Origin of the sequence: Nonomuraea sp. NPDC052265, assembly GCF_044547985.1 — a bacterium.
In the GTDB taxonomy this organism is placed as follows: domain Bacteria; phylum Actinomycetota; class Actinomycetes; order Streptosporangiales; family Streptosporangiaceae; genus Nonomuraea.
On sequence record NZ_JBIUBJ010000002.1, the window covers coordinates 88,094 to 107,912 of the forward strand.

Here is a 19,819-nt window from a genome sequence, read left to right on the forward strand (position 1 = left end):
AGCGGGACTGCAGTGGGAATGGCTGCGCGTATGAGGACGCGGCTGCATGCTTGCACGTCAGCGCGCTGTGGTGAGGTGGCCTCACCGCCATTTGTACCAACTTTGGTACAGACCTTGAAGATCAAGCCCGCCACGGTGGTTGAGTGCCCAACCCACTCACGCCACGCCTCGCTGAGCTGCGAAGACAGTTCGGCACACGGCTACGCGAGCTTCGTGAGAGGCGCGGGCTCACACAAGAGCAGCTTGGTGAACTGGCCGGCGTTGACCGCAAGACGATCAACCGCATTGAGAACGGCATGTATAGCCCGCATCTGGACAACGTATTTCAGATTGCGGACGCCTTGCGACTGCCGGTCCGCGATTTGTTTGAGCTGCACGGTACGTCAAAGTGATAGGGGCGCACGTGGGCACGCTTGATTGGGGGCGCGCCCACTAAGCTTGCCGTTTACTCTCCGACCTTCACATTTGCGGTGATCGGGAATTGAGTATGCCTATACGGCATAGCGGGTTGTCGACATTACGGTACGGTGTGTCGCCGTGACGTGGGGCGGCCACCGTCTCATCTTCGCTGTGGAATCCATAACCTCAAGGGGAGGCGGCGACCGTGACGTCCATGCTGGCACGCGCTGCAGGCGGTGTCCCAGAACTTGAGGAGAAAGAGTCGTATGGCAAGGCACTGGTAGAGCTGTCGGAGTTCCGGCATGAGTTCCATGAGTGTCTGATAGCTCGCGCGGATGAGCTCTTAAGCTGGCCGAGGCGATGTTATGCGCCGATGGGCCGGTCAAGACACTGGTCGGGCTGACGTTGGCGCCCGAACACCGGCGTGGGCACGGCGCGCTGTATGACGCGACCAACCACGGAAGCATCGAGATCAACCGGCTGCGGCAGACGCTGACTCCCCTGCCGTTGCCACGCGCGGCGGGCGGCCGGATCGTGCTGGCCGTCGATGTCAGCCTGTAGTTGCGTCCCGGTGTCCCCACCAGCGCGGACCGGTTGTGCTGTCACGCCTACGGGCGCAGCAAGAACCAGCACGAGATGATCCCGGGCTGGCCGTACTCGGTGAATGCAGCGCTGGAGACCGGCCGCACCTCCTGGACCGCGGTGCTGGACGTCGTCCGGCTGCGCCCGGACGACGATGAGGCCGCTGTCACTGCTGCCCAGGTGCGCGACCTGGTCAGCCGGTTGATCGGCGCCGGGCACTGGAACGGGGGCGACCCCGTCATCCTCATCGTCTTCGACGCCGACTACGACATCCCCCGCCTGGCCTACCTGCTGGCCGATCTGCCGGTCGAAGTGCTCGGACGACTGCGCAGCGATCGTGTGTTGCTCCGAGTGGCGCCCTCGCGTCGGGAGTTCTGCTGACCAGCCCCGCCGGTGGCCACCCGCCCCAGCATGGCGGCGATTTCTGGCTGAAGGAGGAATGCACCTGGGGCGAGCCGCGGCACCGCACCATGACCCAATCCAGCCGCTACGGCAACGCCACCATGTGCTGGGATCGGCTGCACCACAGGGTTGGGCCGCCGCTCGGCCTGGATCGACCACGTGGGCTACCTGCCCGTCTTCGGGGGCACGCTGATCCGGCTGAAGGTCGAGTACCTGCCCGGCGAGCGTGACTCCAAGCCGCTGTGGCTCTGGAACTCGGCGATCAGCATCACCGCCGCGCGCCTGGACCGGCTCTGGCAAGCGTTCCTCCGCAAGTTCGATCTTGAGCACACATTCAGCATGTTCAAGCAGACCCTCGGCGGGACCCTGCCCGTGATCCGTAGTCCGCACGCGGCCGACCTGTGGACCTGGCTGGTCATTGTGGCCCACCCTCAACTGCGCCTGGCCGCACGCTCGCGGTCGATCTTCGCCGCTCTTGGGCGCGTCCCTGTCCGGGTGAGCGACATACCCCTGCCAGCGTCCGCAGAGGGTTTCGCAACCTCCGCGGACGGCTGCCACTGCCCGCCAGTGCACGGAAACTAGCTGTGCCCGGTCCCGGAGGCCTCCGGGGATCAGCCAACCGAAGGCGTGCGCCCCGCTACGAGCCAGGCAAGACCGTCACACGCGCCACCACACTCACTGAACGCCAACGGCAGGCAGGTTAACGGCAAGCTAACAAGTGCTCGACGGCCAAATCGCCGCGCAGACCGCCACGAACCCTCCTTGCCCTCCAGTACCCAGCGTCGCAGTCTGGCCATCACATCGCGGTTCCGCACTACTCGTACCAGCTCGGCGAACCAGCAGTTGCTACGCCGAGCCGACTCCAGGGCCACCGCGCCGCGCCGTCAGGTCGGCCAGTGAAGGCCACAGTTCGCCAAACTCCTTCAGTGTGAAGCCGGCGGTGTCCATGAGCCCTGACGTGACCTCACCTTGGCAGCATCATCCCCTGTATCCCGTATGGCCTGTTCTATCCGGAACGTTGCGCTCCGTGCCCATAAGGTAGCCGAAATGGATCTTGTCGCCTTGATCTTCTGAAAGTTACGCTCTGCCTGTTTCGCAACATGCTCCGAGCCGCACGGGCCGAGACGGCTATTTCTCCTTGCCGGGTGGGGTGGAGCGACGTCTGGCGTCCCCGCGGCCGCCCCTCGTTGGTTCGGAGTGTGACGGCGTATGCGGCGCTTGCTGTCTTGGACTCATTCATCGCGTTTCGTGACTGGTCCGGCGCTTGACCCTTCGGGCTGGAGTGGACCATCGCGATGGGTGGCCCGTACCGCCTTGGCGGTTACAGTTGCGCTGCTGCCGAGCCTTCTCGGCGTAGAGGCTCAAGCGGTCGCCAACGGTCCATCGTCCGCACAGGTGGAGATACCCAGTACTCCGTCGCCTAGATCCGTAGGCGGCGTTCCTGTCCAGACGTCAGGGGCCGCGGATCAGCTCCCTCACCTCGTCGATGCGTCTGTCACCCAGCCAGACGGTCCTGGGCGGCCCGCCGACGACAGTAGCCGGCCAAAGGGCTCGCTTCCGGTGGAGAAGCTACGTGACGTAGCAGATGAGCCAGCAACCGACGGGCTGAACGCGCCGCCGCCCTTGAAGTGGGAGCAGCGCTCCGGACCAGTCGATCACGACCTTGCTGCGGAGAAGGTCGATACGGTCGGAGCGCAACCCATGCGACTTCGGCGAGTAACAGGTGATGCGACTGCTGCTCAGGGGGGCTCGTCAGTTACTCCGCCCGCCAGAGGCGTGATCTCGGCGAAAAAGACCAGTTCTGCCGAGGCACCTCCGACGGTTGATGCTGTGTCGTCGTCGGGTTCGCTGGCGTCGGGTTTGTGGACGTTTTCGTCGGTGACGCCGACTTTTAATGCGTGGGTTAGTGATCCGTTGCGTCGGTATGTTGGGTTGAAGTTGGAGGTTGAGCATGATCCGTCGGCGGCGGGTCAGGGTAGTGGTCTGATCTGGTCGGGCACCTCTAATGAGACGAGTGTCCCGATGGGGACTCGGACTGTTGAGGCGGGTATTCCGTCGGGCAAGTTGCAGGATGGGTGGCTGATTCGCTGGCGGGTGCGCGGATATGCCTCTGGCAATTCGAATCTGGGGACGCCTCATGTGGATGGGCCGTGGTCGGAATGGCAGGCCGGGAGGATCGATACGACCAAGCCGACGGTTGATACTGTGTCGTCGTCGGGTTCGCTGGCGTCGGGTTTGTGGACGTTTTCGTCGGTGACGCCGACTTTTAATGCGTGGGTTAGTGATCCGTTGCGTCGGTATGTTGGGTTGAAGTTGGAGGTTGAGCATGATCCGTCGGCGGCGGGTCAGGGTAGTGGTCTGATCTGGTCGGGCACCTCTAATGAGACGAGTGTCCCGATGGAGAATCGGACTGTTGAGGCGGGTATTCCATCGGGCAAGTTGCAGGATGGGTGGCTGATTCGCTGGCGGGTGCGCGGTTACGCGGCTGAGAATTCCGCTTTGCGGACGCCTCATGTGGATGGGCCGTGGTCGGAATGGCAGACAGGGAAAATCGATACGACCAAGCCGACGGTTGATGCTGTGTCGTCGTCGGGTTCGCTGGCGTCGGGTTTGTGGACGTTTTCGTCGGTGACGCCGACTTTTAATGCGTGGGTTAGTGATCCGTTGCGTCGGTATGTTGGGTTGAAGTTGGAGGTTGAGCGTGATCCATCGGCGGCGGGTCAGGGTAGTGGTCTGATCTGGTCGGGCACCTCTAATGAGACGAGTGTCCCGATGGGGACTCGGACTGTTGAGGCGGGTATTCCATCGGGCAAGTTGCAGGATGGGTGGCTGATTCGCTGGCGGGTGCGCGGTTACGCGGCTGAGAATTCCGCTTTGCGGACGCCTCATGTGGATGGGCCGTGGTCGGAATGGCAGACAGGGAAAATCGAAATCAATAAGCCGGCCGGTTCCGGGCTCGGCGTGATACCAGCAACACTCGGCTCCGGGGCATGGACGCTGGCGTCATTGACTCCTCAGTTCTACATGAAGATCACCTCCTCCAGCGGCGCCGCCTCATATCTGGAAGCGGAGATCGAGCACGATCCGACTGCAGGCCAAGGGAGTGGTTCGGTGTGGGCGGGAAAGGGCACAACCTCCTATCCCTCCGGATCCAACGCATGGCTCAAGGTAGCCACCGGTAAGCTCGCCGATGGCATGGCCATCCGCTGGCGGGTGCGCGGGGTAACCACAAGCGGCGTTCAGGGCACATGGTCGGAGTGGCAGTTGGCCCGTGTCGACTTGAAAAAGCCGGCCGTCGCCGCGCCTGGCATCACCCCGAGTACGGCTGAATCAAACTTCTGGACCCTCTCCTCGTTGACTCCTTGGGCATATGCACAGGTAACCGACTCGGAAGGTCGCCCGTCCCTCCTTACGGTGGAAGTTGAACATGACCCTGCGTTTCCAGCCCAGGGCGCTGGATTGATTTATGCAGGGACTGGCACACAAGCTGCCAATTCCGGATCGAAGGCATGGGTTCAGATCCCTGCGGCCAAGCTGCGGGATGGCTGGCTGGTGCGCTGGCGTGTCCAAGCCAAGACCACATCAGGCATCACCGGTCTTTGGTCCAACTGGCAATCGGCCAAGGTCGATCTCGCCAAACCGTCGGTTGAGGATCTGGGCATGGACCCAGCAGCCCGCGGCACCGCCTCCTGGACCGCAGGCTCATTGACGCCCCACATGTATGCCAAGGTGAGCGATCCGGAAAATCGACCCATGAGGCTCGACATCGAGGTCGAGCACGATCCCGATGTGGCGGAACAAGGCACGGGCCGGATCTGGGCGGGTACCACCAGCACTGACAATGCCACTAGCACACGCGCGTGGCTTGCAGTACCAGCGGACAAACTGAAGGACGGCTGGCACATCCGTTGGCGTGCTCATGCCAGGACCACCACTGGGATCGCCGGCCCCTGGTCAGACTGGGTGTATGCGAAAATCAGCGCCCTGCCTTTCGAGACGTTCGCTCCAGCCCACAACACACAGGTCGATTCACTTACTCCGGTCCTGTCGGCTAACGCGCGACCATTGAACGAGGCACCGGTGAAATACTGGTTCCAGGTGTGTGAAGGCAGTGCACCGAACTGGGCCTGGTGCGAGGATTCCAGGACTTGGAAGACCTCGGGCGCGTGGCAAGTTCCGGATGAGAAACTGGTGTGGGGGAAGACCTATTCGTGGATGGTCAAGGCCGCTACGACATTTACGACGGTAACGTCGTCCTGGCGGACCTTCACCCCTTCCCCGGAGCAGGGCAGCATCAACGGACTGCTCACGGGCGGAACCCAGGGGCGGGAATTTAACCACATCTCGGGGAACTACGCCCGCAGCGAGACCGACGCCTCGGTAGCGGTAGTGGGTCCGCCGCTGTCGGTGACCCGCGCCTACAACAGCCTGGACCCGCGCACCGACGGCATCTTCGGAGCCGGCTGGACGACCCGGTGGGACATGCGGATTGAGGTTGAACCGCAGGGAACCCTGCTAGTCACCTACCCCTCCGGTGAGCAGATGCGGTTCGCGCCCAAGGGCGATGGGACGTTTGCCGCCCCCTCGGGCACGTTCGCGACCCTGGCCACGGAACCGGGAGGAGGGTGGCGGCTGATGGACAAGTCGGCCACCTCCTACTGGTTCGATGCCTCCGGCCGCCTACTCAAGATCACTGATAACCGAGGACGGTCGCAGGAGCTGACCCGTGACACCAACGGCAAGCTGACCAAGGTGACCGCGGTCGGCAGCCGGTCACTAACGTTCTCTTGGACCGGCAGCCACGTCGCCAGCGTTTCCACCGATGCGGTCGATGGCAAGACACTTACCTGGATGTACACCTACGAGGGCGACTATCTGACCAAGGTGTGCCCGCCAACATCGGCGACGGCGTGCGCCATCTATGGCTACACAGCGGCCTCCCGGTACAAGAGCTTGGTGACCGACTCTGCGCCGGAGTACTACTACCGGTTGAATGAGAACCAGACCCGGACAGGGACGATCGTCGCAAGTGCAGCGGGCTGGAACATCACCGAGGAGCAGGCCAAGCTCACCGGCACCACCCCTGCAGACCTTGGGGCCGGTGTGCCCGGCGCGCTGGCCGGGTCGCCCGACACCGCGATGCGGTTCAAGGGCGCGGCCACCTCGACCTTCGTCCAACTGCCGCGCTCGGCGATCAGCGGCCAGGGGGGCGAGGTGACTGTGGAGGCATGGTTCAAGACCACCGCCTCTGGCACGATCATCGGGATGCAGAATTCCGCCGACAACACCCCGTCGGCGTTCGTCCCGGTCGTGTATGTCGGCACAGACGGCAAGCTTCGTGGCCAGTTCTACACCGCAGCCCACACGCCGATCACCTCCACAGCTGCGGTAAATGATGGGAACTGGCACCACGTGGTGCTGTCGGCCGCACCGTCCAAGCCTGCCACCTCCACTACCGGACCGGGGAGCCTGCAGACCCTGTACCTGGATGGCGCCGCCGTGGGCACACTGGCAGGGGAAATCAAGCACGGCGACATGTGGGAGACCCGGATCGGAACCGGCTACGGCAGCACCGCCTGGCCCTCAACCACCACCTCCACCACAGCGTTCCCGTTCAACGGCGACATCGACGAGGTCGCGATCTACGGGAAGCCGCTGAGCGCGCCTGCGGTGACGCGGCACTATGCAGCGCGCAACGCGCAGTTGCAACTGACAAAGGTCACCTGGCCCTCGGGCCGCGTGGGAGCGAACAACACCTACAGCCCCGACGGCGGCAGGTTGGTGACCCACACCGATGCTCACCGTGGCAGCTGGACACTGTCTGAACCGGCGTATGCCAAGCAGACCACCGTCTCCACCTTCGCCACCGTGACCGTGACCGACCCCGACGGCGGGACCACCACTTACGTCAACGACGCCCAGCGCGGTTACCGGCCGGTGTCGCAGACCGATCAGGTGGGGGCCACCACCACATGGGCCTACGACGTGGGCGGGTATCCGGCCAAGGTATTTGACGGTAACGGCAACGTGGTCGAGCTCGCCTACAGCTCGCGCGGCAACCTGCTTTCACAGACGACCTGCCGTACGCGCGAGGCGGACTGTTCGACTCGTTACTTCAGCTACTTTTTCGATGCGGACGAGCCATTCGACCCTCGCAACGATGTGATGCTCACCGATCGGGATGAGCGTTCTGCGTCGGCGATAGACGAAACCTACATGACCAGTTGGTTGCCCAACACCTACGGCGAGCAGATCAAGCAGACCACTCCGGCCACTCCAGACTTTCCCAACGGCCGTGTCGTTACCCTCGCCTATACAGATGGCAGTGAGCCGGCCATCTCCGGCGGGGCGACCCCGGCGGGGTTGGTGAAAACCAAGACTGATCCGCAAGGTAACGCTTGGACCTACCGCTATACCTCCGCCGGCGATCTGGCCGAGCAGAGCGATCCGGCCGGATTGGTCACCAAGCTGGAGTACGACGCACTCGGCAGGCTGATCACCTCGACTCAGGTGTCTTCCGCTCATCCGGACGGGGTCAAGTCCATCTTCGCCTATGACGGACAAGGTCGTCTGGAGGCGCAGACAGAGCCCGGAGTCAAGAACGAGATCACTGGTGTCACCCACACCAGAAGGATCGCCTTCTCCTATGATCCGGACAGCAACAAGCTCAGCGAGACTGTCTCTGACCTGACTGGCGGCGATGCCGCACGGACCACGGCCTACACCTACGATGCCCAAGGCCGTGTCGAGACAGTCACCGACCCGGAGGGCGGCGTGGTCCGCCAGGCGTGGAACGTCCTAGGCCAGCTCGCCCGGTTAACCGACGCCAGCGGAACCGTGATCGAGAACGGCTACAGCAGGCGGGGCGAGCTCATCTTGCGCACGCTAAAAGGCTGGACAGGTAGCCCGGTCAACCCGCAGCCGGCCACGGACGTGGTGCTGGAGTCGTTCTCCTACGACCCGGCGGGCCGACTGGCCGCCCGGATGGACGCGATGGGCCGCAAGACCTCCTACACCTACTATGCCGATAACCTGCTGTCCGAGGTGATCGGCGATGACGTCAAGCTGAACGGCTCCGCTACAGCCACGGACGTAGTGCTGGAGGCCAACATCTACGACGCGGCCGGCAACCTCACTAAGAAGATCACCGGCGGCGGCCTCACCACCACGGACTACGTCTACGACGCAGCCAACCGTCTCACCTGGAGCATCCTCGATCCGGCAAAGCTCGCCCGTAAGACCGCTTTTGTCTATGACGCCAATGGACTGATCACGAAAGAAACTCGTACAGGGGCGGGGAGCAGCAGGGAAGAGACCGTTGAAAACTCCTACAACTCCATCGGTGTGCTGATCAGGCAGAAAGTCGAGAACGGGTCTCAAGACTTGATCACCACCTGGCAGGTGGATGACCGCGGGCTCATCACCGCCATGACCGACCCCCGCGGCAATGCAGACGGAGCTACACCAGCAGACTTCACTACTACCCACCGCTACGATGTCTTCGGCCGACCAGTGGAGACCACAGTGCCCACCGTGGTAGTGGAAAGGGCAGGTGTACAGGCAGTCACTACGAAGCCGACCACGCGGGTCGGCTACGACACTTTCGGAAACCAGACCCACTTCGTGGACGCTGAAGGCAAAACCAGCACCACTAGCTACAACAAGTCCGGACGAATTGCCTCTCAAACTATGCCTGCCTACACCCCACCAGGCGGCACCACAGTCACGCCTCAGACAGCCTTCGCCTACGACAGTGGCGGGCGCCTGCACAGCGTTACAAACACGCGCGGACATGCCACCACCTATGAATACGATGCACTGGGGAACCGGGTCCGCGTCACTGATCCACCTGCTGGTCCAGGAAAGCCCGCCGGGCAATGGGTGTCAGAGTATGATCTGGCCGGTGAGGAACTAGCCGTCATCGACCCGACGGGCGCGCGCATCCAGGCAACATATGACGATCTGGGACGGCAAATCACCCATACCGAGATTGAGCGGAAGCCGGCTACCGCCGCCTACATCACCAGGATGACCTACAACGATGCTGGCGATCTCACCAAGACAGTCCTGCCGGATGACAAGATCACCAGCTATGAAGTGAACGCCGCAGGTGAGGTCATGACCGTGACCGACCCAATGAACGACACAACAACGTACACGTACGACATTGCAGGTCGTCCGGCCAAGGTCACTAATCTCATCGGCAATGCCACAATCGGCGAGTACGATCTCGCAGGTCGGCTCACAGATGTGAAGCGGTTGGACAGCAACGGGGCCATCGCTCGCACCGTTAGCTTCGGCTATGACGCCGCCGGGAACCAGATCCAGCACACCTCCGGCGAGGGTCACACTACCCGGCGCAACTACGACGCCACCAACATGGTCACCAAGCTCATCGAACCGGTCTCCGCTGATGAGTCGATCACCACAAGCTTCGGCCATGACGCCAACGGCGCCCGTACTCGCGTCACCGATGGTCGCGGGAACACCACATGGACCACCTACAATAGTTTAGGGCTGATCGAAACTCTCACCGAGCCAGCTACGACTGCCCATCCGGACCAGGCCGACCGCACCTGGACGCATGTCTACGACGCCGCCGGAAATGAAACCGCACTGATCAAGCCTGGCGGCGTGCGGCTAGACCGGCAATTTGACGCCCTCGACCAGGTGACAAAGGTCACCGGCTCCGGGGCGGGAATCGTTGCAGAGGACAAGACCTACACCTATGACCTCAGTGGCCGCCCCACCATGGTCAGTGGTCAGTCTCTGGAGTACAACGACCGCAGCCTGCTCACCAAAGTGACCTCGTCTACCAGCGGTACCAGCAATTTCTCCTACGACGCAGTTGGCAATCCAACGCAACGTGTAGATGTGACCGGAACGACCACCTTCACCTGGGACAAGGACGACCGACTCAAGACCGTCAACGACCCGGTGAGTGGCCGGATCAACACCTACGACTACGACAAGGCCGACCGGCTCACCACCATCACATCTGCCAACCCGGCCAACACACAGACCTATACCTACGACGCGTTGGATCGCCTGCTCACTCACACTTTGCAGAGTGGCAGCGGCGCCCTACTCGCTAAGATCACTTATGGGTGGGACAAGGACGACAATCTCACGTCCAAGGCCACCGAAGGGCTGGCTGGCGCAGGGACCAATACCTATGGTTATGACCACGCCAACCGACTCACCTCTTGGACCGGGCCGGACGGCAACACTACAAACTACGGTTGGGATGCTTCCGGAAACCGCATCAAGGCCGGTGACAAGACCTTCACATACGACGAACGCAACCGCCTTATCTCAGGTGACGGCAGCACATACACCTACAGTCCGCGCGGAACTCTGGCCGGCCAGACCAAGAACGGAGACACACGCACCCTAACCTTCGACGCCTTCGACCGGCTCATCAACGACGGTGACGCCACCTACACCTATGACGCCTTCGACCGCATGACTACACGGCAGACAGGCAGTGGGAAGCAGCGCTTCGTCTATGCCGGACTCGACAATGACGTGGTCGCCATCACCGATCAGAATGGCGCCATCCAATCCTCCTATGGCCGTGACCCTGTAGGCGGTCTCGTCAGCGTCAAAGAAGGCGGAAATCCTGCCCTGGGCGCACTCACCGATTTACATCAGGACCTGATCGGCACCTTCTCAGGCACCGCACTGTCCGCGACAAGCGCCTACAGCCCATTCGGTGAAGTCGTGGCACGTACTGGCATCAAACCTAACCTGGGATACCAGAGTGAGTACACCGATCCCGATACAGGCGCTGTCAACATGCATGCCCGTTGGTATCAGCCAGGTACGGGAGGATTCGCTTCGCGTGACACGTGGGAGTTCGCTCCTGATCCATCAATCCTGTCAAATCGTTACACATACGGAGCGGGAAATCCCCTAGTTTATACTGATCCATCAGGGAAGGCTCCCAATCCAAGGTGCTATCGAGTGGTCGGTGCTCCAGTCGTAGGCGTGCCGGTCGCGGTTGCTTGCGATGTGCTAACCGACGCGAAGGGTACTGCTTCTGATGACGTAGCTAAAGGCCCTTGCAAGTGGTCCGACCCAAGGCCGCAATGCAACAAACCGACGCCAAAACCGGATCCTTGTGCAGAGTTCAACAACAAATGCCACTTTGATAAGCATGGAACCGGAAAGAAAGACGACAACCGCAAAAAGGAACCGACCGACAGAAAGCGTCCGCGTCAGCCCAGCCCTCCCAACAACTACCATCCGCCTGCCCCGCCCGCCCCGCCCAGCCCGCGTCCCCCTGCCAAGAAAGACAAAGAACCCGTCCGTAAGCCAGATATTCCCTGGGGGAACTTCTGTGGCAACAAATGCATGATCGATGGCAATCTGCCCCTGGATGAAATTTGGCCCGTCGGTATAGACTACACGGGATTTGGTGGCGTCTGGTTTCTCGACGGCGACGGTCCTGGATTCGTCAAGCTACCGACTCAACCGACAACAGAGCCGCAAGACGATCAGGGGCCCGCGCCGGTACCAGAGCCGGTGCCTGAGCCAGTACCTAATGAGGAGCCAGCGCCAGGTTCTCCTAACGGAGGCAACGAGACTTCTGGATGCACGCCCAAAAACGAGCCTTATGTCGATCCTCGCGATGAGCGTCCGATTGGCGGATTCGCTCGATATTGCAGGCCGTCGGACCTCGAAGGAGGGTCACCCGCAAGTGTTGACCCTAAATATTGGCCCAGCACAAACCCTGCACCGAATCCCAGGAAGCCGTCAGTTCGACGCTATAGCCGATGCCATGTAGTCGGCAATCAGCTAGGTGGATCAGGAACTAACCGCAACAACCTGGTGCCATGTCTATCGACAGTAAACAACGGACCGATGAAGCGATACGAGAACGCCGTCAAAAAGGCAGTTCGAGAGGCGGCAGGAAGACGCGTGGTAGACTACCGTGTAGAGGTTAAATATGATGGCGGTAGTACGCTGCCTAGCAGATTCCGAATGACGACGTCGATAGACGGTGAAGTGGTCTCCGATGAATGCATTCACAACGATTCAGATCTAACGGTAACAGATGGCTACTATTGCTGACCTTGAAAACCTAATCGGCGCTCCGCGCAGACCTGCACCCGACAATGACTGGACCGCTATAGAGGCTGAACTAGGCCTGCGTCTTCCGAGCGACTACAAGAGGCTTATGGCCAGATACGGCAGTCTGAATCTAGACGCGTTCCTAGGGTTGTATATAGCTAACCCCGGAGATCGGCCAGGCGAGTCGATGCGTGAGGCTGTACTAGGAATACTGCACGATCTAGGGCCTCATGAGGATGAAGAGCTGGAAGTTGTAGACGATCAAGGCAAGGTCCTTGAAGTGCGCTATTTCCAACACTATCCTAGTCCGGGTGGGCTTTTCCCGTGGGGCTCGACGCAGAACGGCGACGTTTGCCTATGGGAAACGAAAGGCGATCCCAATGCGTGGAAGGCGTGCATCTCCGACGGGACTTTTATGTGGAGGCACAGCGACGGCATTCTGGATTTCTTGGTGAAGGCCAATCAAGGGAGTCTTTCATGCCCTCTCCTTCCCAACGGCGGAAAACTGGACCGGACATATACTTTCATGTAGAATGTCAGCGGTGGCAGCGTGTGCAGACATTATCGGTCATTTCCTTCATCGCTTTCCTGTCCTGCTTGTCGCTGCATTGAAGATCACGACAGCTTCGCTGACCCGGCCGTCCCTGGGGCACCCAAGGCCCAGGCCAATTGCTCCCGTTGAGCGAGCAGTTGCAGATCGTGCAGGCGCCACTGGAGCAGCACATCGGCCACACAAGGTGTGACGACTTTGCCGACCCTGCCCTTTCTGGTTCGCATGGTCGCTTACTGTGCCGCCGAAATCGCAGCCGCGACCGTTGCTGTCCTCGAAGCCGAACGCAATAACGACGGGGACCGCGAACAACTTACCTCACGACTCCTCACGTCCGTCTCGATCGCGCCCGCCTCACCGCCTCACGGACACCGAACGAGGTCCCATCCGGCTGGAACGGATCGGCAGTCTGCCAAATGGATCAGCTACCACCTGGCCACCTACCAGGTACTTCACCGCTACTTCACTAGGCAGAATAGGCCCGTACCCCGTCTCCTCATTCTCGACCAGCCAACTCAGGCTCCCTCAGGTCAGAGATCGATGATCTTGTCAGGCGCGTAAGGCACGTTGAGTCGATGTTGGGCCTGGGTGTTTGGCAGAGTCTCACGATGCCGGTCGGGGCATAGCAGGGGCTGGGTGGTCTGGTGAGATGCTGCGTCGCCGGCACTGAGCGAGTGGATGCATCCGATGCACGGGTTTGGTGGTCACGGTCGATAGGCGGTTGAGATGGCGGCTCATCTGGCGGCGAACCATGTGTCGGCTGTCAAGCTGGCTGGTCGGGCGTGGCCTGTGGGCATCCGGGGAAGAACCGACCGAATTTGGCGCTACCGCCGACCGGCTCGCCGATCGCTCAGAATGCTGAGGGCAGGGTGGGGAACGAGGGCGGGCTGCCATAGGCCGTGGAGGGTGCTGTCGCCGATTGGTCGGTCAGCACGCGGACGTAAGTCGCCGATCGCGGCATGCCCGATCAGCCGAGCGTGACAACTCTTCGAAGGCCTATGGCGTCTCGCCCTTGTCACGATCCATCCCCCGAGGAGTCTTTGTGCTCAGACGCCTGCTCGTGTCCACTCTCCTGGCTGGTTCCGCCCTTGTCGCTCCTGCTGTGGCCGCCGTGCCCGCTTCCGCGGCCGTGCACGTGAACGCTGTTGCCGCCTCCTGCTACCGGCAGGTCGGCTCCCACTGGGAATGCATCACACCGGGTGCTTTCTGTCCGAAGGCGGCGCACGGGAGGTACGGGTACGCGAAGGTGACGAAGGTCCGCTACAAGTGCACCTACAAGAGCTCTGACCCGTACTGGCGGTGGCGGCGCGCCTGAGGCAAGTCGTACGCCACGAAGCCCTAGCCCGAACCCTGGTATGAGCCTGGGGCGGGCGGGGGCTTTCTCTTGCTAGCGGCCCGCGGCGATCTGGCACAACGACCACACCGGCCAGCCGATCAAGAGATCACTCACCCGCTACGACCACTGATCACCCCGACCCCTTGGACTCAACCATCTAGTCGCCGCCGCCGCACTGGTCGGCTACCACCGCCTAGCATTTAGACGAACGTCGAACCAGCCGTCAGCACCGGAGGCTCCCGCATGACCGCCACCAGCTGGCCCCTTGTCTCGGATAGCAAGGGCGCGCAGGACGTGGCGTGCTGCGCGCCGATCGCCCGCCAGCCGCTTGGAGAGGGCGAGGCGGCCGAGTTGGCCGTGCTGCTGAAGGCGGTGGCCGACCCAGTCCGGCTGCGGCTGCTGTCCATGATTGGCTCTCACGCCGGTGGCGAGGCGTGCGTGTGCGATCTGACCGGCGCCTTCGACCTGACCGCCCCGACGATCTCCCATCAGCTGAAGATCTTGCGCGGCGCCGGGCTGACCGACGGCGACCGCCGTGGTACCTGGGTCCCGCATCATCCCCAAGACGGTGAACAAGCTCGGTGCTCTGTTCACGCCGCTGGCCGGGGCCGGTCCGACGCCTACTCCGGGCCCGGGGGACAGGGAGCTCATCGCCACCTGAGGTGGGTCGGCGCCGCGCGAGAGTTACCGGTAGGAGATGCCGCGCTCCTGATACAGCTGGAAGCCCCGCTCGATCACGAGCGTGGCCGCCACGGTGCACCAGAAAAGGCTGCTGATCGAGCCGGTGACGCGCACGAGCGCGATGTCGTCGTTGCGGGAGACGATCTCCTTGTCCAGCATGGACAGCGTGCCGTAGGTGTCGCCGTGGGCCAGAGCGCTGCAGCCGCTCCACACCGCATGTGCGACATCGCTGCCAAGCCGGGGGGTGAGCTCCCCGGCCTCGCGCACGATGGCTGTGTAGGTGGCCGCCACGGTTTTCAACGTCTTGGCGGCCTCCTCGGCCGGATGCCCGGCCGAGGCGAGCAGGTCGACCAGGCGCTGCTGCCGCTCCTGCAGAGTCTTGGACGCCGGCTTGTTGAGGAGTTCACGCAACCGCTCGGCGTCCTTGGTCTCCTTGAACTGCAGGGCCAGACGGCGGGTGACGCGGGTCAGCCGATCTTTCGGCCCGAGCATCCAGACCGCCCGGGCACCGTTCTCAACGGCCCCGCGCAGTAGCGACGACTGGGCGTGAGTGTGAATGCGCACCTCCAGTCGGTTGCCGTTCAACTGGCCCACCAGGGACGAGCGCAGGCATCCGATATGGTCCATCGCCACGGTGAGGGCGTGCCAGGCGGAATGCGACACCTCGAAGGGGTGTGTCTTGGCGTCGTCTCCGGTCAGCGGGCTCCGCGGGTCGATCTGCCAGCGGCCGGAGTCCTCCCCGGTCAGCTTCTGCCACGGCTCCAGGCGCTCCAGATGGTCCAGCAGACGGCGGAGGTCACGCTGCTCATCGGTGTTCACATCCTGAGACGCTACGGCGCAACCCGGGTCGAGCGCGAGGCGTTTTCCACCCCCACCTCTCGAGCCGACAGCGCCCAGGGGCGCGCCTGTGCGGCCGATGATCGTCACGACGCCAGTAAGTGTGTTGCTGCGGTTTCGCAGCCGTGGCCATCATGGAAAGCCATGGCCGTGAGAGCAGGGCCAGGAGAGGCTGGCGAGGAAGGGCTGCACAATCACGATGGCGACCAACGACCACACCGTGCCACGAATGTATCTGCGGCACTTCGCCCGCCAAAAGAAGAAGGCAAGCACCAACTGGTTCATCAGAGCCCGCGCTCTGATAAACCTCGACCGGACCTTCGAGGCGAACATCACGCACGTGGCGGCCGTCACCGACTTCTACGGCCCGCGCGTGGAAGCGTTGCTGTCGGACATCGAGACCCGTGCCGCCCCCGTCTTTCGCGCCGTTCTGGACGACCCGTCAGGAGCGCTTCCCCGCACATGGCCCCTGAAGAGAGAAGACAGATCGTGGATGGCCTGGTGGATCGCCGCCCAGCTGGTCCGCACCACCCGCCAACGCCGACGTCTGGCCTCCCTGGCCGCAGCGGCGGATGCCGGCCAACCGCCGCTGGAGATGCCGCACTCCCTCAAGTCCCTGGCAGGCCGAGACGCTCACCTGCGGTTCATGGCCGATCAGCTCGCCGCGCTGGCTCAGATCATTCACAACCGTCCCTGGGGGCTCGGGTTCAGCGACGCGTGCCTATGGACCAGCGACGTTCCCGTGGTGATTCTCAACGGCCACGACGACGAAGACCAGCTCCGTGCCGCGATCTACTGGGACGTGATCCTGCCGCTGGATCCTCACCGGTTCCTCATCCTCCCCGGCCTCACCACCTTGGGTGACGACGCTGGCAAGCAGCGAGACCATCTGACGAAGTTCCCCGGCGGCCTCGGCCTGTGGATCAACGGGGTCATCTTCGACGCAGCCGACAGCCACCTCTACTGCCACCCCGGGCATGACCCGCTGCCGTTCCTCGGTGCCCACCTGGGCAGCGCCCGGTTGCCTGAACCATGGAGCGGGGAAGGGCAGGCGGACCGCCCCTCTCCCTCCTATCTCGTCGAATACTCGGTGCTGGGAGCGAACCTCACCGTCGAGCGACGATGGCTGAACGAGCATCCACCCGCTCCTCCAGCCCCCGCGGCGGGGAAGGCCGCCGGGCCTTCATCGCTCACGAGATGAGTTCAGTAATCAGCTGTGCGCAGGCCGCATCGGCCCAACTCACCCCCTCGCCTCGCCCCGGCTGAGTCGATAGCGTTATCTGTCAACATCAGCCCTACGGGAGGCTCGCGCCGGGCGCGGGTGCCAAGCCCCGGTCGTTTGTTCCCGCACGGCCGCCAGGAAGCTGCACTACATTTCGCCCCATGTCCCCAGCCTTCTTCACCTCGGACCTTGTGCTCGATCCGCAGGTCTGGCATGCAAACAAATCGCCCCGCGACCTGTACTCCTACGAGGAACATCTCGGCCACGGCATGCCGATGGTGAGCAGCGGCCGCCCGGACATTGTCGAACAAGGGCGCTGGTGGTGGCCCGATGGGTATCGCCTGGTCACCAATGAGTGGGGTGCCGAAACTCGCACTCCGGTGTACGCGGCCTCGACGATGGCATCCTGTACCTCAGGCCACGGAGCCCGCCCTGATCTACTCGTCCACGAGAGCATGACGCACCTACGTGAAGGCCTGCGTGCCCGAGATGTCGTGTTCCTGGCCGGCCGGACCGCTGAGTGCTGTGGGCGAATCAGCGAACTGGCCGTTTTCGACAAGTATGGACGGCCCTTGTTCAACCGGGCCATGGCTCCGCAGAGCGGGGAAGACTACGACGAGCGCAAGGTGGATAAGTGGTGGCCTTGCGCAAGCAAGCACACGCAGTGGCTCCAGCGTCAGCAAGACGTCTGGTGCGGCCCGTTTTCGCACTGGGCCCTTCAATTCTCTCTGTTCCTGCGCTACAACAACCGAGACGTCGAGATTGCAGGTCTGGAGGCACGGGGTGGTCGCCGCCGTTCGCGGATCGTCGTGTGGGGCACCAGCCTGCTGCAGGCGCTACATCGGGAGTACGCCTTCGCGCACGGCCATCCACGCAACGGCCGCCTCCAGGATGTCAAGGACGCGCTCCGCAAGTTGCCCATGTGCGATCTACAGGAGGCCGACCTACTGTGGCGGGGCGCTGGGCAGAGCGGGGTTGTCGAGCTGGCGCATCTTGATGGCGCCACAGCCGCTGAAGACTGCCGTCTGATGTATGAGCACCTACAACTGCTCAAGCAAGACACTGACCAACTGCGCCGCAACGCGGCGTTCCGCACCGGCCCGCCGCAGACCTTCATCATGGCCAGCGCACCAGCAGCCGAAACCCTCGGCGAACGTGAAGGCTGGACGTTCCGCGACGGCAGGATCGAATTGGCCGAGGCGCCCCAGCTCCTATTGCCCGTTCAAGAGACGCTCGCCGATCCGGGAGAGCTAAGCCGGACCACCGGACTGGACCTGGAAGGCGCCACCGACATCCTGCGCGAGGTCACCCAGCGGCGCGAACAGACCAAACTGCGCCGTCATCTCTTGGGCGGCCGCACGAGCGGGGTTTGCGCCCTGTGCGGCCGGACGCTGCCAATCGCCTATCTGCATGTGGCCCACATCAAACGTCGAGACCAAGCCGATGAAAAGGAGCGGCGCGATACAGCGATCGTGATGCTCGCCTGCGTTCTTGGCTGTGATGCCCTCTTCGAGCAGGGCGCGATCTATGTCGATGCGCAAGGGCTGATCCGCACCTGTCCAACGCAAGCCCTGTCGAGCGACCTGTCCGCTGCCGTCAACGCGCTGGAAGGGCGGCGCTGTACGGCGCATTCTTCACGCTCGGAACGCTACTTCCACGCCCATCGGGAACATCACGCCAACGGTACGCCCGCCCCGCCGTGCGTGATCTCGTCCAGTCGCTGCTGATCTCCGGCCGGACCAGCCCCGAGCTGCGCGGCCTAGTAGTGCATTGTTAGGTCGGCGTGTCGTTGGGTGGCTGTGCCGGTGTGGGTAGTTTCATGCTGCGATGACCCCTCACGAGCTTGCGGTTGTGCGGCGGCGCCTTGAGGCGTTCGCCGCGGAGATGTTCGCGCCCATGGCCCGCTCCGATCAGCGAGCCAAAGGGGTGACATACCTGTGTGGGTTGTTGCTGGATGGGCGGCGTAAGTCGATGCAGCCGATGGCGGAGCGGCTCGGGGTGGATCATCAGGCGTTGCAGCAGTTCGTGACCACGTCGACCTGGGACACCTGGACGGTGCGGGCCAGGCTGGCCCGGCGGACCATCGAGGTCGTGGAGCCGGTGGCGTGGGTGATCGACGACACGGGCTTCCCAAGGACGGCAAGGGCTCGCCGTGCGTGGCGCGGCAGTACTCCGGCACCCTGAGCAAGGTGGCGAACTGCCAGATCGGGGTGAGCGTCCATGCAGTCACCGACACCGCGTCCAGTCCACTCGATTGGCGGCTGTTCATGCCCACGTCATGGGATGACCAGGCCGGTGATGCCGCCACCGGTCCGCAAGTGGCCACGCGACGGGACCGGTGGGGATCCCCGGACAGGAGCGGCATCGTCCGAAGTGGATGATGGCAGTGGAGATGCTCGATGCGCTGATCGAGCAAGGACTGCGCCCGCCGATGGTCGTGGCCGATGCCGGTTACGGTGACAGCAGTCAGTTCCGCGGCGCCCTGGACGAGCGCGGGATCGGCTACATCGTGCAGGTCAAAGGCGACGCCCTCGCGCACGCCCCAGACGTGGTCGCAGTGCCCCCGGGTCTGGTCCGGCCGCGGCCGGCCTCCCACCCGGACCGGCCTGCGTTACCCCGACGCCGCCGTCAGCTTGGCCGAACACGTCCGGGCCGCCGGCCACGACGCTGCGGTCACGCTCACCTGGCGCGAAGGCTCCAAGGGCGGCCATGAGCTCGCAGTTCGTCTTCCTGC

General features: G+C 63.0%; 8 protein-coding genes and 3 pseudogenes. 10 read left to right on the forward strand and 1 reads right to left on the reverse strand.

Annotated elements, in window-relative coordinates; all coding sequences use genetic code 11:
* Positions 1-143: 143 nt before the first annotated feature.
* From ACIHAD_RS05490 to ACIHAD_RS05520, 7 genes and pseudogenes are all read left to right on the forward strand, one after another.
* A complete protein-coding gene (locus tag ACIHAD_RS05490; RefSeq protein WP_397353141.1) occupies positions 144-392 on the forward strand; it encodes a helix-turn-helix transcriptional regulator in 249 nt (82 codons plus the stop codon).
* 367 nt (positions 393-759) lie between these two features.
* Positions 760-1,362: pseudogene (locus ACIHAD_RS05495) on the forward strand (transposase).
* A gap of 180 nt (positions 1,363-1,542) precedes the next feature.
* Positions 1,543-1,965, forward strand: coding sequence for a hypothetical protein (locus ACIHAD_RS05500; protein ID WP_397353142.1), 423 nt, complete (start codon positions 1,543-1,545; stop codon positions 1,963-1,965).
* A gap of 978 nt (positions 1,966-2,943) precedes the next feature.
* Entirely contained in the window at positions 2,944-12,459 is a 9,516-nt protein-coding gene (locus ACIHAD_RS05505) for a DNA/RNA non-specific endonuclease (protein WP_397353143.1), read from the forward strand.
* Positions 12,443-12,991 carry an SMI1/KNR4 family protein gene (locus ACIHAD_RS05510; RefSeq protein ID WP_397353144.1) on the forward strand — a complete coding sequence of 183 codons (549 nt, stop codon included), beginning with the start codon at positions 12,443-12,445 and terminating at the stop codon, positions 12,989-12,991. Before ACIHAD_RS05505 ends, ACIHAD_RS05510 begins: the two co-directional genes overlap by 17 nt.
* A gap of 243 nt (positions 12,992-13,234) precedes the next feature.
* On the forward strand, positions 13,235-13,570 hold the full coding sequence (locus tag ACIHAD_RS05515) for a DUF3732 domain-containing protein (RefSeq protein ID WP_397353857.1): 336 nt from the start codon (positions 13,235-13,237) through the stop codon (positions 13,568-13,570).
* A 1,018-nt stretch (positions 13,571-14,588) separates the two neighbouring features.
* Positions 14,589-15,006: pseudogene (locus tag ACIHAD_RS05520) on the forward strand (metalloregulator ArsR/SmtB family transcription factor).
* 23 nt (positions 15,007-15,029) lie between these two features.
* Here the strand turns inward: ACIHAD_RS05520 and ACIHAD_RS05525 are convergent.
* The gene (locus ACIHAD_RS05525) at positions 15,030-15,845 is read right to left on the reverse strand and encodes a hypothetical protein (RefSeq protein WP_397353145.1); all 816 of its coding nucleotides are present in this window, start codon (positions 15,843-15,845) and stop codon (positions 15,030-15,032) included.
* Positions 15,846-16,062: 217 nt separating this feature from the next.
* On the opposite strand from ACIHAD_RS05525, the gene ACIHAD_RS05530 reads away from it, so the two are divergent.
* The 3 genes and pseudogenes from ACIHAD_RS05530 (at position 16,063) to ACIHAD_RS05540 (ending at position 19,798) form a co-directional block, all read left to right on the forward strand.
* Entirely contained in the window at positions 16,063-17,064 is a 1,002-nt protein-coding gene (locus ACIHAD_RS05530; RefSeq protein WP_397353146.1) for a DUF4238 domain-containing protein, read from the forward strand.
* A gap of 182 nt (positions 17,065-17,246) precedes the next feature.
* Positions 17,247-18,812, forward strand: a complete 1,566-nt coding sequence (locus ACIHAD_RS05535; protein WP_397353147.1) for a hypothetical protein — start codon at positions 17,247-17,249, stop codon at positions 18,810-18,812.
* Between the two features lie 169 nt (positions 18,813-18,981).
* Positions 18,982-19,798 (forward strand): annotated as a pseudogene (locus tag ACIHAD_RS05540) (IS701 family transposase).
* The last annotated feature ends 21 nt before the right edge of the window (positions 19,799-19,819 follow it).